The 15,951-nt window shown below is 62.9% G+C and carries 12 protein-coding genes and 1 pseudogene; 9 read left to right on the top strand and 4 right to left on the bottom strand.

Going from position 1 to position 15,951, the window contains the following annotated elements; genetic code table 11:
- The first annotated feature begins 125 nt into the window (after positions 1–125).
- From V473_RS19060 to V473_RS19040, 6 genes and pseudogenes are all read left to right on the top strand, one after another.
- On the top strand, positions 126–2,531 hold the full coding sequence (locus tag V473_RS19060) for a glycosyltransferase family 4 protein (RefSeq protein ID WP_024018499.1): 2,406 nt from the start codon (positions 126–128) through the stop codon (positions 2,529–2,531).
- Positions 2,532–2,612: 81 nt separating this feature from the next.
- Entirely contained in the window at positions 2,613–3,626 is a 1,014-nt protein-coding gene (gene gnd, locus V473_RS19055) for a phosphogluconate dehydrogenase (NAD(+)-dependent, decarboxylating) (RefSeq protein ID WP_119750000.1), read from the top strand.
- The gene (locus V473_RS24465) at positions 3,623–4,195 is read left to right on the top strand and encodes a glucose-6-phosphate dehydrogenase (NADP(+)) (RefSeq protein ID WP_244884511.1); all 573 of its coding nucleotides are present in this window, start codon (positions 3,623–3,625) and stop codon (positions 4,193–4,195) included. Before gnd ends, V473_RS24465 begins: the two co-directional genes overlap by 4 nt.
- 15 nt (positions 4,196–4,210) lie before the next feature.
- Positions 4,211–5,053, top strand: a pseudogene (locus tag V473_RS24460) (glucose-6-phosphate dehydrogenase); the annotation flags it as partial.
- Complete coding sequence (locus tag V473_RS19045; protein WP_024018496.1) at positions 5,050–5,865, top strand: Cof-type HAD-IIB family hydrolase; 816 nt, start codon at positions 5,050–5,052, stop codon at positions 5,863–5,865. The pseudogene V473_RS24460 and the gene V473_RS19045, both read left to right, overlap by 4 nt.
- 202 nt (positions 5,866–6,067) lie before the next feature.
- Positions 6,068–6,835, top strand: a complete 768-nt coding sequence (locus V473_RS19040) for an HAD-IIB family hydrolase (protein WP_024018495.1) — start codon at positions 6,068–6,070, stop codon at positions 6,833–6,835.
- Between the two features lie 100 nt (positions 6,836–6,935).
- Here the strand turns inward: V473_RS19040 and V473_RS19035 are convergent, their stop codons facing one another.
- From V473_RS19035 to V473_RS19020, 4 genes are all read right to left on the bottom strand, one after another.
- Positions 6,936–8,225 (bottom strand): glycoside hydrolase family 130 protein, encoded by a 1,290-nt coding sequence (locus tag V473_RS19035; protein ID WP_024018494.1) that lies wholly within the window; start codon positions 8,223–8,225, stop codon positions 6,936–6,938.
- Positions 8,226–8,406: 181 nt separating this feature from the next.
- Positions 8,407–9,444, bottom strand: coding sequence for an alcohol dehydrogenase AdhP (adhP, locus tag V473_RS19030; RefSeq protein ID WP_024018493.1), 1,038 nt, complete (start codon positions 9,442–9,444; stop codon positions 8,407–8,409).
- A 57-nt stretch (positions 9,445–9,501) separates the two neighbouring features.
- On the bottom strand, positions 9,502–11,022 hold the full coding sequence (locus V473_RS19025; protein ID WP_024018492.1) for an aldehyde dehydrogenase family protein: 1,521 nt from the start codon (positions 11,020–11,022) through the stop codon (positions 9,502–9,504).
- Positions 11,023–11,248: 226 nt separating this feature from the next.
- Positions 11,249–12,301: a retropepsin-like aspartic protease gene (locus V473_RS19020; protein WP_082679250.1), complete on the bottom strand. Its 1,053-nt coding sequence runs from the start codon at positions 12,299–12,301 to the stop codon at positions 11,249–11,251.
- Positions 12,302–12,685: 384 nt separating this feature from the next.
- Here V473_RS19020 and V473_RS19015 point away from each other — a divergent pair, with 384 nt between their 5' ends.
- The 3 genes from V473_RS19015 to V473_RS19005 all read left to right on the top strand — a co-directional run bounded on the left by V473_RS19015 (position 12,686) and on the right by V473_RS19005 (position 15,927).
- Positions 12,686–13,048, top strand: coding sequence for a hypothetical protein (locus V473_RS19015; protein WP_024018490.1), 363 nt, complete (start codon positions 12,686–12,688; stop codon positions 13,046–13,048).
- Between the two features lie 225 nt (positions 13,049–13,273).
- Entirely contained in the window at positions 13,274–14,992 is a 1,719-nt protein-coding gene (locus V473_RS19010) for a copper resistance system multicopper oxidase (protein WP_031308709.1), read from the top strand.
- Between the two features lie 44 nt (positions 14,993–15,036).
- Entirely contained in the window at positions 15,037–15,927 is an 891-nt protein-coding gene (locus V473_RS19005) for a copper resistance protein B (protein WP_370569401.1), read from the top strand.
- Positions 15,928–15,951 lie beyond the last annotated feature (24 nt).

Genomic DNA, 15,951 nt, shown 5'->3' with positions numbered 1-15,951 from the left:
GGATCATGAACCCCATTGCTCGGCAACCGTCGTCTTGCCGCGGCGCGAACACGAGGGAGCAGCGGACGCGGCCCCCAAGGCGGCATGAGCCGCTCTGAGAGATATTTTCATATTTGAGGTCGAGCATGAACCACTCTGTGATCATTCCCCCGCTCAAGCGTATCGCTGTCGTAGGAACCTGCATTCCAAGGCAGTGTGGCATCGCCACCTTCACCAACGATCTGCAGCAGGCGTTGAAGAACTGCGATTCCGATCTCTCTTCAATGACGATCGCGTTGACGGACGATGCCAACACTTACGCCTATCCGCCCGATGTCGCCCTGGAGATCCAGCAGGCCTCGCCCGCGTCCTATGCAGTCGCCGCCGACTTCCTCAACGTGTCGAACGTCGATCTCGTTTCTCTTCAGCACGAGTTCGGGATCTTCGGAGGTGAGGCCGGTGAATTCATCCTTGGCCTTCTCAGCGGCCTCAACGCTCCGATCGTCACGACGCTGCACACCGTACTGGCCAACCCCAACCCTGCACAACGTCGCGTCATGGATGGCATCATCAAACACTCATCCCGCCTCGTCGTCATGGCGGACAAAGGACGGCGCATTCTGCAGGACGTCTATGATGTCCCGACCGAGCACATCGCCGTGATACCCCACGGCGTTCCGGACCGCGCCTTTATCGATCCGGCGATGGCGAAGCACAAACTGGGACTTGCAGACCGGACCTTGTTGATGACCTTTGGCCTGCTTGGTCCAGGCAAAGGTATCGAAACGGCAATTCGCGCAGTGCCGGCACTCGTTCGCGACCATCCCAATCTGCTCTATATGATTGTCGGCGCGACCCACCCCAACCTCGTTAGGGATGAAGGCGAACGCTATCGCGATAGCCTCGTTGCACTCGCAACCGAACTCGGCGTCATCGAGAATATTTGCTTTGTCGACCGTTATCTCTCACTGGATGAGCTGCTCGACCATTTGGCTGCATGCGATATCTACCTATCGCCTTACCCCAATGAAGCGCAGATCGTTTCAGGAACGCTCGCTTACGCTGTTGCCCTTGGTAAAGCGGTCGTCTCCACGCCCTTCTGGTATGCGCAGGAACTGCTCGCCGACCATTGTGGCGTGCTGGTGCCTTTTTCGGAACCGGATGCACTCGGAGCTGCCGTCGCTCGATTGATCGTCGATGGCGCGTCGCGTAGCGAGATTAGAACCCGCGCGTACGAGCGCGGTCGCGCGATGATCTGGTCGAGCGTGGCGAAGCAGTACCTGAAAGTCTTCTCCGATGTCCGATTTGAAAGACGCTCCGGCGCTTCTCGGGCTATACGTCCTGTAAATGACGAAGCCTGGAACAGGGCGCTTCCACCGATAAACACGGACCATCTCGCCGCTCTTACCGACATGGTCGGCGTAACCCAGCACACAAAATTCGCGGTTCCGGACCGGAGACACGGCTATTGCCTCGATGACAACGCGCGCGCGCTGTTGCTTCTCTCCGAACTATCGACGCTGCGTTCTCTTACTCCACACGAGGAGCAGCTTGCGTTGACATATGCCGCATTCGTTGAGCACGCCTGGTCGCCAAAGGATAACCGCGTCCACAATTTCATGGGGTTCGACCGCACATGGCTCGACGATGCGGGAGCCGACGACGCGCATGGCCGCACGGTCTGGGCGCTGGGGGCGGTCGCAATGCGAAAAGACGATCGATTCCTGGACGGATGGGCCGCCGCGCGCTTGCTGGAGATGGCGCCGGCGTTGGTAGCGCTGACCACGCCGCGTGCCTGGGCCTACGGGCTGCTCGGCATCTCAAAGCTTCTCCGGCGCTTCCCGGGCCATCGCAATCTGGAACAGCTGCGAGGAGAACTGTCCAATCGCTTGTTCCAACGTTGGTCTGACGCCGCCGCGCCCGACTGGATCTGGTTCGAAGACAGGCTCGGCTATGACAATGCCCGATTGTGTGAAGCTCTCATCGAAAGCGGCCATGACACTGGCAACGAGTCTCACCTTGATGCCGGCCTCGATACGCTGCGCTGGCTGATGACGCTGCAGACGGCTGAAGCTGGGCACTTTCGGCCGATCGGAACCGAAACATTTGGAAGCGACAGGCGGCGCCCGCAGCCGTTCGACCAGCAGCCTCTCGAGGCTTGTGCAGCGGTGAGCGCATGCCTTACCGCGGCCCGAGTCACCAGCGACGTCCGGTGGAAGCGCGAAGCGCGCCGGGCCTTCAATTGGTTTCTCGGGGCAAACGACCTTGGCATCCCCGTCGTGGACGTCGAACGAGGCGCCTGCTTCGATGGTCTCCATCCAGACCGGCGCAATGCCAACCAAGGCGCTGAATCGACGCTCGCATATCTTTCCGCACTGACCGCGATCCTGAGCACGGCCGAACAGGATAGCTCGTCGAGCAGAGCGGCACGCGTAGTCGAACTCTGCGCGGCCGGTACTAAGCCTCTCAGGCGGGTACCCAACGGGGTCCGAACAGGTCTTCCCGAAGACCGCCCAGAAGCTCAGCTTTCCTGTGGATGCCCAAATCCATGACGACGGTATCGGCTCAGCCGGCTGAAAAGGCCCGAGCGCTCAAAAGGTCCGCGACCGACTCCATCGGTCCGTTGGCGATGGATGCCGTACAGAAAGCTGAGGCATGAGCAGATGCGTATAGCGATGATCGGCCTCGGCAGGATGGGTGCCAATATCGCGCGCCGTCTGATGCGCGGCGGTCACGAGATCGTCGCCTATGATCGGAACCCGCCGCTGGTGGCCATGCTGGCCGGCGAAGGCGCGACCCCCGCCGCTTCGCTTGAGGAGGTCGCAGCCACGCTGGAGGGGCCGCGCATCTTCTGGGTGATGCTGCCAGCCGGACCGCCGACGGAGAGCACGATCGAGACGCTGATGGGCCTCGCCTCCCCAGGCGACATAATCATCGACGGCGGCAACAGCTTCTACAAGGACGACATCCGCCGGGCGAAGCTGTGCGCCATGAAGGGGCTCCACTATGTCGATGTGGGCACCTCAGGCGGCGTGTGGGGCCTCGACCGAGGCTATTGCATGATGATCGGAGGCGATGCTGCGACGCTCGTCAGTCTCGATCCTCTCTTCGAGGCCCTGGCACCAGGCTTCGGGACGATCGCACGCACGCCGGATCGCGGCGATCCCAACGAGGATGCCCGTGCCGAGAAGGGCTATATCCACACCGGTCCCGCCGGCTCGGGCCATTTCGTCAAGATGGTGCACAACGGCATCGAATATGGCTTGATGCAGGCCTATGCTGAGGGGTTCGACATCCTGAAGGGCAAGTCATCGGCCAAGCTGCCGGAAGACGAGCGCTTCGACCTCAACCTGACGGACATCGCCGAAGTTTGGCGTCGCGGAAGCGTCATCTCCTCGTGGTTGCTCGATCTGACCGCAACGGCGCTCGCGAAGGACCAAATGCTGGAACAATTCTCCGGCCAGGTCGCGGATTCCGGCGAGGGTCACTGGACGATCGAGGCGGCAATGGAGGAGGCAGTCCCTGCCTACGTGCTCTCAGCGGCACTGTTCGCGCGCTACCGCAGCCGCGTCGACACAACGTTCGGCGACAAGCTGCTCTCGGCGATGCGGTTCGGCTTCGGTGGCCATGTCGAGATGCCGCAATGAGCGATGCTCCGACTGCGCCCTCTGCCACCTTCGTTATCTTCGGCGCACTCGGAGACCTCGCCCGCCGCTTGCTGATACCCGCGCTCGTCAACCTCGCTCGGGCCGACTTGCTGAAGGAGGATTTGGCGCTCGTCGGTGTCAGCCATCATGACATCGACGACGAACAGCTGCGCGCGGCGCTTGACGAAGGCGTGGAGGACGATGCCAACTGGCAATGGCTCCGCAGTCGTATCCGCTATTTGAAAGGCGATTTCGCCGACCCGGCAATGTATCAGGGTCTCGGCCGCCAACTCGCCGGCAACGCGATATTCTACCTCGCCACCGCGCCGACTTTCTTCGGGACCGTCGTCAATCAGCTCGGCGATGCAGGACTGCTCACCGAGACCGATGGTTTCCGCCGCGTCGTGATCGAAAAACCGTTCGGGACCGACCTTGTCTCCGCGCAGGCGCTGAACCGGCAAATCCTTTCCCGCGCCAGCGAGTCCCAGATCTACCGGATCGATCATTTCCTTGGGAAGGAGACCGTGCAGAACATCATGGTCACACGCTTCGGCAACACCATGATGTAGGCCGTCTGGAACAACCGCTACGTTGACCATGTCCAGATAACGGCGGCCGAGGCAGTGACCGTCGGCACCCGCGGCAGATTCTACGACGCCACCGGCGCATTGCGGGACATGGTTCCCAATCATCTCTTCCAGCTACTGGCGATGATAGCGATGGAGCCCCCGATCAGCTTCGATGCCGATGCGATCCGCACGGAGAAGGAGAAGGTGATTGCCGCCATCCTGCCGATCGACCCGGCCGAGGCCATTCGCGGGCGCTATTGCTCGGGCTCAGTCGCTGGCAAGGCCGTTCCCGCCTATCTCGACGAGCCCGACGTGGACCCTGCCAGCCGCACGGAGACCTTCGCCGCACTCAAGTTGCACGTAGAGACATGGCGGTGGTCGGGCGTGCCCTTTTATCTACGCACCGGGAAGGCGCTGGCGACCCGTGATACCGAGATCGTCGTCCAATTCCGCGACGTGCCGCTGGCGCTTTTCCAGGAGACGGTGGTGGACCGGCTGCCCCCCAACCGTCTTGTGGTGCAAATCCAGCCCGACGAGGGCATCAGCCTCGAGTTTGTGGTCAAGCGGCCTGGGCTCGTCGTGAACACTGCGCCAGTGGCAATGGATTTCCGCTACCGTGACCATTTCGACGTTGGCCACCAGACCGGCTACGAAACTTTGCTGTATGACGTGCAATCCGGCGACCAGACGCTGTTTCAGCGCGCCGCGCAAATCGAAGGTGGCTGGCGCGCTGTGCAGCCGCTCCTCGATCTGTGGACGCAGGGCACTCCCGAGGACTATGCCGCAGGCAGCGCCGGCCCAGAAAGTGCGGATGCGCTGATGCACCGCTCGCATCGACGCTGGCATCACCTGGGATGAGCAGCCCTATTCGCCTGATCGTCTCCGATATAGATGGCACGCTCGTCCGCCAGGACAAAAGCCTCTCCGAAGGCGTCATCTCTGCAGTTGGACGCGCCAGAGCAGCTGGTATTGCGGTGAGCCTGATCAGTGCTCGCCCGCCCAGCGGCATGCTTTGGATCGCGAGACGGCTGGAACTCCCGGGCGTCATCGGCGCTTTCAATGGCGGCACGATCGTCGAGACGGATGGGGCTGTCATCTCGGCCGACCAACTCGATCCCGAGTGCGCCGCGCGGACGCTCGCCCTGCTCGAGCACCCAGCCGTCACGCCCTGGCTGTTCACGGGCGGCCTCTGGTACGCACGCGCGGCCGACGATGTGTACGTTCCGCGCGAGCGCCGCGCGGCAAACATCGAGCCGATAATCAGGGACAACTTCGCGGGATTGCTCGCACACACTGACAAGATCGTCGGCGTCAGCAACGACCAAGCACTCCTCGCGCGACTTGACGGCGATATCGCGGCAGCGCTCGGACGCTCTGCGACTGTCGGCCGTTCACAGCCTTACTATCTCGACATTACCGCCGCCCAGGCCAACAAAGGTGATGGCGTCGCCGCCCTGGCAGCCGCGATCGGAGTGCCGCTCGCCAACGTTGCCGTCTTGGGGGACGAGCGCAATGACCTTCCAATGTTCGCGCGCGCTGGCCTCTCAATTGCGATGGGACAGGGTCCCGACGCGGTCCGCTCAGCCGCTGACCAGGTGACTGTGTCGAACGAGGAGGACGGCGCTGCCCAGGCGATAGACAATATCATCCAGACGGAGGCTGCGAGATGATCCAGCCATTGTCGGTCGCGCCATCGATGTGCGCGACGAGGTGGCGCGCAAAAAATGTGCAGCGCCGCACGAGCCGGGCCAAAGGCGGATCCGCTGCGGCATCTTGGAAAGGCGCATCGCGTTCGGAGATCCACCAGAGCCGGCGATCGTGCCTTAGCGCCGCCTACCTGCCGAGCGACCGCACCCTGATTGGAGTCCACCGATGAAGCGACTTTTCGCCTTCGATCTCGACGGCACGCTGGCTGAAAGCAAGCAGCCGATCGACCAGAATATGGTCGAGTTGCTTGCCGCGCTGCTCGATCTCGTCGGCGTCGCGGTTATCTCCGGTGGCGACTGGCCGCAGTTCGAAGCGCAAGTCGTGTCGCTGCTGCCGAGCAGTGCCAACCTCCGGCAGCTCTTCATTATGCCGACGACGGGCACCAAACTCTACCGTTTCGAGAGCAGCTGGAAACCAGTCTATGCTGATGTGTTCGACCCCGACGAACGCCAGCGCATTCTGCGCGCGTTTGAACAGGCTCTGGACGAGATGGACCTGGCGCACGAGAAGATATGGGGCGAGCGGATCGAGGACCGCGGAAGCCAGATTACTTTCTCTGGACTTGGACAGGAGGCGCCGCTCGATGCAAAGAAAGCGTGGGATCCCGACTTCGCCAAGCGCAAGGCACTGCAGGCGGCGCTTCGATCACGACTGCCGGAATTGTCCGTCAACGTGGGAGGATCAACCTCCATCGACATTACTCGCCAAGGTATCGACAAGGCCTACGGAATGCGCCGTCTTTCCGAGGAATCCGGCATTCCGCAGTCGGCCATGCTGTTCATGGGGGACGCGATCTATCCCGGTGGCAATGACGATCCCGTTCGCGCAGCCGGAATCGACGTAATCCCCGTGCGAGACGTGGCGGAGACCCGAACCGCGATCATGGCAATCCTCGCTTGCCTCGCGCCTGATCCCGCTCTGGCCGAGCAATAACCACAGGTGCGAGATGACCCGCCGCCCGGGCGCGTCTCACGCCGGCCGGAACAAGAATTCTCCACCCGGCGGCCGACTATTCCCTGTGAGCCAAAGTGACCTACTCCATCACATCGAGGAGATTGTCGATCGATGCCGTAGCGAAGGCAGTAAAGCTGTCCGCCACGCCATAAGGGAGCAACATCGTCCGACCCTGAACAATCGCACCGCAACTGTAGACGACGTTGGGCACGTAACCGTCTCGCTCGTGGGGACTGGGGAAGAGCACCGGGCGCGGCGTGCGGGCCAGCAGCTTCGATGGGTCGTTTTTGTCGAGCAGACACGCGCCGATGCAGTAGTTTCGCACCGTGCCGACACCGTGGGTCATCACCAGCCAGCCTTCGTCGAGCTCGATCGGCGACCCGCAATTTCCCACCTGCACGAATTCCCAGGGGAACTTTGGCGTAATGAGCTTTTCGCCCCCTTCCCAGTTCAGCAGCTCATCGGAAAAATGTAGCCAGATGTTCTTGCTGTCCTGACGCCCAAGCATTGCGTACTTGCCCGCGATGCGCCGCGGAAAGAGGGCCATACCCTTTCCGCTCGAGGCGCGACCGCTCAGAACGCGCATGTCGAACGACCGAAAATCGGACGTCGTCAGCAATTCCGATCGCACTTGGCCCCCGCCGAACGCGGTATAGGTTCCATGATAGATCATGCTGCCGTCATCTTCGCAGAAGCGGACGAGGCGCGTATCTTCGATGCCTTGCGTTTGGCTTGGCAGTACCGGGAACAGCACGGTCTCCGAAATCGACCTGCCACCAGCGCAGCAAAGGCGCGCCGCTACGCCCTCACCTCTCGGACAGGTATCGATAAGGGGCGCTACCGATGTCGGACTGGCATCATCGACGACGAGCGCTCCTCCCGGCGTCCAGGTGCCAGTGCGGAACGTCACGGACGACACATGTCCCTCGCCAATTCCCCGCAACGAGATCACGAAACGGATGGTGCCTTCGGCAAGACCCGACTGGTCGGGATGGAGTACCGCGCTTGGATTGAACAAGGCGGCCGCCTCATATGCAAATTCCTCGCTGCAATAGGCACCGATCAATCGTCGTTGCGCAGCGTTCGTCCGATCAGCGCCTTTAATCCGACCGGCGATATCGTCGAATTGGCGAAGCAGCATGGCATCAACATCACGATGGTTCTCGTCCAGCGACAGCGTCACGCCTTTCAACTGGCGGGCCAACTCAGCCTCGTCGAGACCCATGATCAGGTCGACTGTCTCCTGCGTGCGGGATGGACCGTCGTCGAAGCCTCTGGGGTAACTCGGCTCAAATGGCCGGACGACAGTGCGTGATGGATCGGGTCGAAGCACGCGGTCGTAAAAGGTGAGCTTGGCGCGTTCGGTCATGCCGGCCGGTCTCCACCCAGGGCGCTGCCGCGACCAAGGAGATCTATGACCGCTTTGTGCCGGTCCCACGGTACGAGAAAACTCGCCCCGGGGTCGCGGCACGTGACCCGCCGACGTCGAGAGCCGAGGCTAACTCGATGCGAGAGCGGTTGTTCCGCGCAGGCTTTGAGCGAGCGCGCCGTCACTGGGCGCCGCCCTCGAAGTCGATCACGATCCGGCCTTCGATTTCGCCATGATGCATGCGCGCGAAGATGTCGTTGATATTCTCCAGCGTGTCCGTCGTGACGGTCGCGTGAACCTTGCCCTCGGCGGCAAAATCAAGGGCTTCCTGCAGATCGAGGCGAGTGCCGACAATGGAGCCGCGAACGGTGATCCCGTTGAGGACCGTGTCGAAGATCGACAGCGGAAAGTCGCCTGGCGGAAGCCCGTTCAACGCCACCGTGCCGCCCCGCCTGACCATGCCGAGTGCCTGCTTGAATGCGATCGGCGACACGGCGGTGACAAGTGCGCCATGGGCGCCCCCGATCTCCTTCTTGATGAATGCCGCGGGGTCGACGTTGCGCGCGTTGACGGAGAGATCTGCGCCCAGTCGCTCCGCGAGCGCGAGCTTGGCGTCGTCGATATCGACGGCCACGACATTGAGCCCCATCGCCTTGGCATATTGCACGGCCATATGCCCGAGACCGCCGATGCCCGAGATCGCCACCCAATTGCCGGGCCGTGTGTCCGTGACCTTCAGCCCCTTGTAGACCGTCACGCCGGCGCACAGGATCGGGGCGATGTCGATGAACCCGATATTGGCCGGCAGGTGACCGACATAGTTGGGATCGGCGAGAACATATTCGGCAAAACTGCCATTCACCGAATAGCCGGTATTCTGCTGGGCCTCGCAGAGCGTTTCCCATCCGCCGAGGCAATGAACACAGTGCCCGCAGGCGGTGTAGAGCCAGGGGACGCCGACACGGTCGCCCTCCTTCACATAGGTCACGCCGCTACCCACCGCGACCACATGACCGACACCCTCATGGCCGGGAATGAACGGTGGATTGGGCTTGACCGGCCAGTCCCCCTCGGCCGCGTGAAGGTCTGTATGACAAACGCCGGTCGCCGCGATCTTCACCAGGATCTGGCCCGGGCCAGGCATCGTGACCGGCACTTCCTCGATCACCAGCGGTTGGCCAAATTCGCGTACGACCGCAGCTTTCATGGTCTTGTTCATCGTGGTGTTCCTTGCAGAGGCGGCCGCGCGGATTGGCCGCGGCCTGGGTGAGCCGGGTCAAAAGAGGCCGAGGGCCGTCTCGTCGTAGCTGACCAGCAGATTCTTGGTCTGCTGATAGTGGTCGAGCATCATCTTGTGGTTTTCACGCCCGAACCCGGAGGCCTTATATCCTCCGAACGCCGCGTGCGCGGGATAGGCATGATAGCAGTTGGTCCACACCCGACCGGCCTCGATCGCGCGGCCCAGCCGATAGGCATGATTGCCGTTACGGGTCCACACACCGGCGCCCAATCCGTAGATGGTGTCGTTGGCGATCGAGATCGCGTCCTCGATCGTCTTGAACGGGGTCACCGACAGGACCGGCCCGAAAATCTCCTCCTGGAAGATCCGCATCTTGTTGTTGCCGACAAACACGGTGGGCTCGACGAAGAAGCCGTCGTCGAGCTCGCCTCCCGGACGGGCGCGCTGCCCCCCCGTCAGGCACTCGGCGCCTTCCTGCTTGCCGATGTCGATATAGCCCAGGATCTTGTGGAGCTGGTCCTCCGACGCCTGCGCGCCCATCTGCGTGAGCGGATCGAGCGGGTCGCCGACCCGGATCGCCGCGACGCGCGCGACCGCCCTTTCGACAAACCGGTCGAAGATCGATTCGTGGACCAGCGCGCGCGAGGGGCAGGTGCAGACCTCACCCTTGTTGAACGCGAACAGGGCGAAGCCTTCCAGCGCCTTGTCGAGGAAATTGTCGTCCTCGTTCATGACGTCCGCCAGGAAGATGTTCGGGGACTTTCCGCCCAGCTCCATCGTCTGCGGGATCAGGTGCTCGGCGGCATAGCCCATGATCTGCCGGCCGGTCGTCGTTTCGCCGGTGAAGGACACTTTCGCAATCCGCGGATTGGCCGCGATCGCGCGTCCGACCGACCCACCCGGTCCGGTCACGATATTGACCACCCCCGGCGGCAGGATATCGGCGGTCAGCTCGGCGAACAGCAGCAGCGAAAGCGGCGTCTGCGAGGCGGGCTTGATGACCGTGCAGTTGCCGGCCGCGAGCGCCGGGGCAATCTTCCAGGCCGCCATCAGCAGCGGGAAATTCCACGGAATGATCTGTCCGACGACGCCCAGCGGCTCGCGGAAATGATAGGCGATCGTCTTCTCGTCGATTGTCGAGATCGACCCTTCCTCCGCGCGGACGCAGCCGGCGAAATAGCGGAAGTGATCGATGGCCAGCGGCACATCGGCGGCGCGGGTCTCCCGGATCGGCTTCCCGTTGTCCATGGTCTCGGCCAGCGCGAGCAGCTCGAGATTGTCCTCGAGCCGGTCAGCCACGCGATTGAGGATCCTTGCGCGCTCGGCGGGGCACATGCGCGCCCAGCCCTCCTTCGCCCGGTGGGCAGCATCCAGCGCTGCCTCCACATCCTCTGGCGAAGACTTCGCGATCTCGGCGAGCTGCCGGCCGTTGATCGGACTATGGTCCGTAAAATATTCGCCGCGTATCGGCTCCACCCATCGTCCACCGATGAAGTTGCCATAACGCGACGGTGCGTGACCCTTCGCCCGGACGGTGTCGATCGCTTGCTGGAACATGAAACATCTCCGCTATACATGGCCCGGCGCCCAGGTGTGCGGCACCGCGGACTCAATATTCTCCCTCGCAGGAGGGCTGCGTTGCGGATGTGCGAGATGACGACTTTGCGAAGTATTGGGATTGTTACGTAGCGGCTGATAGAGCAATCCGGGGCCGGTTGGATGCGGTGTCGATCGGCAACAAGAAGCCGTGCGTCGCGACCGAACGCCGACACGGGCGTCAACGTCAGTAATAATCTGCGAGCGTCAGCAGCCGCACGATACCGGATCCGTCGACGAGCCTGAAGTGGGTGCCGGCAGGAAGGAAGCGCCAGCGCCAAAGCTGCCCACGCGTGTAGCTTGCATTGATTGGCCGCCCGTCGATACGGACGATCCGATCGCCGACCGACCAGCCGCTCTTCTCGGCCGGACTATGGACCGCGACATGGGCGACGGTCAGGGCGGAAGGCGAAACCGCCAGGCCGAAGCCTGAACGGTCTTTCAGCATCGGGAGCCTGTGTTTTGGCGGCGCCGGACGCAGCCACAGGCTTTCCGCAGTGATATCCATGATCACATCGAATTGCGCGATGAGCGGCAATCCGATGCTCCCCACCGCGCTGTCGGATTGCCAATGATCCAGCCCCGCCACCGGCACCCCGGCAATGTGCACTTCGCCGATAACAATGTCGTCCAGAACAAAGGCGGTCACAATCTGGACCCCATCAAGGCTTCCCAGCGCCGCGGTCGACCGGGCCTTGCCGGCGAGGAGGTCCTGCGCAGCGACAAAGGGGGTAGAGAGCATGAGCGCATTTGCGCTCCCGAGATCGAAAATGAGTTGCACGGGGCTCCCGCCCCCGATCGACGCTGTGACCAGCAGTTCGCTGCGAGTCCCGTGCGTCAGAGGAAGGCGACGCCAGCCGCTCCCGCCGGCAAAACTCCCCGTCGGGGCGAAGCCGATCCGGTCCTGCGTGAAGTCGAGGGCGACACAGCGCCCCGCCAAGATGTCCTCCCCCAGGACCAGATCGATCGGGCGCCCGAATGCGGACGATATCGCCGCAAGGTCGCTCACGATGGCGAACGGCAAGCGCCTGCGATCGTCGGCGACGGTGAGGGCAACGTCGCTGATCTCGGTGACCTCGACGCGGCCACCGGTGCCGCGAATGATCCGTTTCCCGGATGGGGCGATATCCAGACTCTCCACCAGGCGCGTATTGATGATCGAAGCGGCGCTTCCGCTGTCTAGAATGGCGCGGACGGGACTGCCGGCCACCTCTGCCGAGACCATCAGCGTATCGCCCATCGCGATCTCCGCTGACGTCCAGGCAAAGGAACCCCACCCATCGCCTGCGCGGGCGAGAGACGTCAGAGGGAAGCCAGCCGACGAGGCGCCCAGGAGCGACGCGGCGGACAGGCCGCGGGCGAGAAGCGTCCGGCGATGCATCCTGTGATAAGCGTCCGCGTCGTTTTCCAATCTGCCCTGCCTGCTTCTGGAAAACCGCCCCGTTCGATCGACGCCGCACAGGCGGTCTCATTGCCCGGCATGATCGTTCGCATGCTGCGCCGGCGGCAGGCATCCGTAACAAAACGTATATTTCCCGAACGGCTCGAACGGCACTTCTGCTGGCATCTTCAAACGGATCGAAATCTTGCGGTCCCCACGTCCAATTCTTCGAGGAGCCAAGTCATGCAGAATATTTTCCGTAGCAAAGCTGGCCTGATCGTCCCCGCCATCGCTGCGCTTGTCGCGCTCTCGGCGACGCAGGCTTGGGCGGATGAGGCCCCGCCGGTGCCGGCAAAAGTCGTCAAGCACCAGAACCACGAGGCGCATCAGGCCCATCAGGCAGGGATGAAGCATGGCGCGAGACAGATGCATGACGAGATGATGCACGACCATCAGATGGGCGTGAACGCGTCGGGCGGCATGCAGATGGGATGTGGCGGGGCGGCCGGGTGCAAGGACAAGATGCCGATGGCGCCCAAAGCGAAGCCGGACCAGGCGCCGCCCGCCGCCAGCATGCCCGCCACGCCGATGAGCGACGACATGTAGGAAGCGCGGAAGTGAAGGGCCGACAGCGTTGGCGAGACAGATGCGAGGGTCCGGCAGATACGGATGTCTCCACCGGACGCTGATCCTGCGCGCCTTTCACTTCCTCGGCCGGGTTTCATGCGCCCCTGACCCCGCCTGCCCGGTCGGCCGTCTCTGCGACCATGCCCCCGCGGGGCAATCGGCTCCGCGGCGTCTCTTCAGGTCTGGTTCCGAAAGTTCAAATTGATGCGGACTCTACTTCCCCCGCTTGCCGATACGACCACCGGTCGCCGAGGCTTCGTGCAAGGTCTTTTGCTCGCGACAGCCCTTGCCACGCTGGGTTGGCCCGCGCACGCGCTCGCGGCACCGGCGGTGAAGACGCCGGACGTGCTGAGCGGCACCGAGATCGATCTCGACATCAGCCGGGTCACGGTCAACTATTCCGGAAAAGCGAGCGTCGCCACGGCCGTCAACGGGAGCGTGCCGGGCCCGCTGATCAGGCTGCGCGAAGGCGACGCTGTAACGATCAGGGTCAAGAACAGTCTGGATGAAATGACCAGCATCCATTGGCATGGCCTGATCCTGCCGACGGACATGGATGGCGTGCCAGGGATCAGCTTTGGCGGAATAGCGCCGGGCGAAACCTTTACCTACCGCTTTGTCGTGAAGCAGAGCGGCACCTTCTGGTACCATGCTCATACATTGGCGGAGCAGACGGGCCTTTATGGCCCGATGATCATCGAATCGAAGAGCGAGACGCCCCTCGCCGCCGACCGCGACTATACGGTCATGCTCAGCGACTGGACGGACGAGGCTCCGCTTCAGGTCTATCTGAACCTGAAGAAGATGAGCAGCTATTATAATTTCGCGCAGCCGACCGCCGGCGATTTTGCGCGCGATGCCGGCAAGCTCGGGCTGGGCGGTGCTTTGTCGAAGCGCGCGATGTGGAACAAGGCGCGCATGAATCCGACCGATCTGAGCGACGTGTCCGCCGCCACCTACACCTATCTCCTGAACGGCGCGCCCTCCGCCAGGCACTGGACGGGCATCGCGAGCAAGGGCGAAAGGGTTCGCCTGCGCTTTATCGGCGCCGGAACCGCCACCTATTTCGACGTTCGGATTCCCGGCCTGATGCTCACGGTCGTCGCCGCCGACGGACAACCCGTCGAGCCGGTCGACGTGGATGAATTCCGGATCGGACCCGGTGAAACCTACGACGTCATCGCGACCATCGCGGACGACAAGGCCTATGCGATCTTCGCCCAGTCCATGGATCGCACCGGCTTTGTCCACGGCGTGCTCGCGCCGCGTGACGGCATGAGCGCGGACATTCCCCCGGTCGATCCGCGCTCCTGGCTCGATCCGATCGACATGATGGGTGGGATGGCCGGGATGGCGGGGATGGGACCGGCCGGTCACGACCATGGCATGGTCGAGACGACACCCAAAGCCCGCCATGCGCGTACCGAATATGGTGCCAATACCGACATGCGCGTCGACTTTCCGCGTACCAATCTCGATGATCCCGGCGTCGGGCTGCGGCGCAATGGGCGCCGGACCCTGACCTATGCGGATCTGAAGACAGCAGGGCCGGCGGCAGACCCCCGCGAACCGCAGCGCGAGATCGAACTCCATCTGACCGGCAACATGGAACGCTTCGTGTGGGCATTCGACGGCGTGAAGCTCAACGATTCGAAGCCCCTGCATTTCACCCCGAACGAACGGCTCAGGATCATCCTCGTCAACGATACGATGATGACCCACCCGATGCACCTGCACGGGATGTGGAGCGATCTTGAATCGCCCGACGGACAGTTCCAGGTCCGCAAGCACACCATTTCGGTGCAACCGGCCCAGCGCGTGGCCTTTCGCGTGACGGCCGACGCGATGGGCCGGTGGGCCTTTCACTGCCACCTTCTCTACCACATGGCGGCGGGCATGTTCCGCGAGGTGGTCGTGGCATGACAAGCTCGCGCTCAACTTGGTTGCTGGCTCTCACCGGGCTCGCGATGACCACCATCACCGAACCCGCGCTCAGCCAGCAGGTGAAACCCGCGGGCAACGCCGAGGCCGCCAGCTCCAATGATCAGGCCATGCCGCCGGATATGCAGATGGGCGACCAGCAAAAAGATGGCAGCAGCGCGCCCCCGATGAACATGCCCGGCATGGACATGAGTGGCGGAAAGCCCGGCGCCGATGCGCGCGACCCGGACGCTTATTCCGACGGCTACAGGAATTCGACGCTGCCCGGCTATGAGATGGCCGACAAAATTTCGGTGGCCAAGGTGCTCGTGGATGAGCTCGAGTTCCTCACGAACAAGCAAGGCCAAGGCATCAGCTGGTCGGGTCAGATTACCAATGGCCCGGACAACGACAAACTCTTGCTGCGGAGCCAGGGCCTGAAACAATCCGGTGAGCGGCTTGATCCGGAATCCTCGGTCGAGGCGTTCTGGTGGCACGGACAGCGCCCGTTTTGGGGAACGATCCTTGGCGTGCGTCAGGACATCGGCCCGGGAGCCCATCGCTGGATCGCCGGGGGGATCGAGGGCCTGGCCCCCTATTGGTTCGATGTCCAGCTGACCGGCTACGTTGGAGACGATGGCCGTCTCGCGGCACGTCTGAAGGCATCCTATGACGTGCTGCTCACCAACCGCCTCATCCTCGTACCGCAGCTGGAATCGAACGCCTACAGCAAGGCGGCTCCCGAGCGCGGGCTCGGCGGAGGCCTGAGCAACCTCGAGCTCGGCTTGCGGATGCGCTACGAGATTCACCGAAAAGTCGCTCCCTATGTCGGCTTTGTATGGGAGCGCTCCTTTGGTGAGACGGCGGATTTTCGTCGCCTTGCTGGCGAAAATCCCACCGAACACCGGTTTGTGGCTGGCTTACGGATCTGGTGGTGAGACGCGCGCTGAACCGCAGCGGCT

The sequence above is a fragment of the Sphingobium cupriresistens LL01 genome (assembly GCF_001046645.1).
In the GTDB taxonomy this organism is placed as follows: domain Bacteria; phylum Pseudomonadota; class Alphaproteobacteria; order Sphingomonadales; family Sphingomonadaceae; genus Sphingobium; species Sphingobium cupriresistens.
The sequence above is the reverse complement of the archived record's forward strand: the minus strand, read 5'-3'. Positions and strand labels throughout refer to the sequence as shown.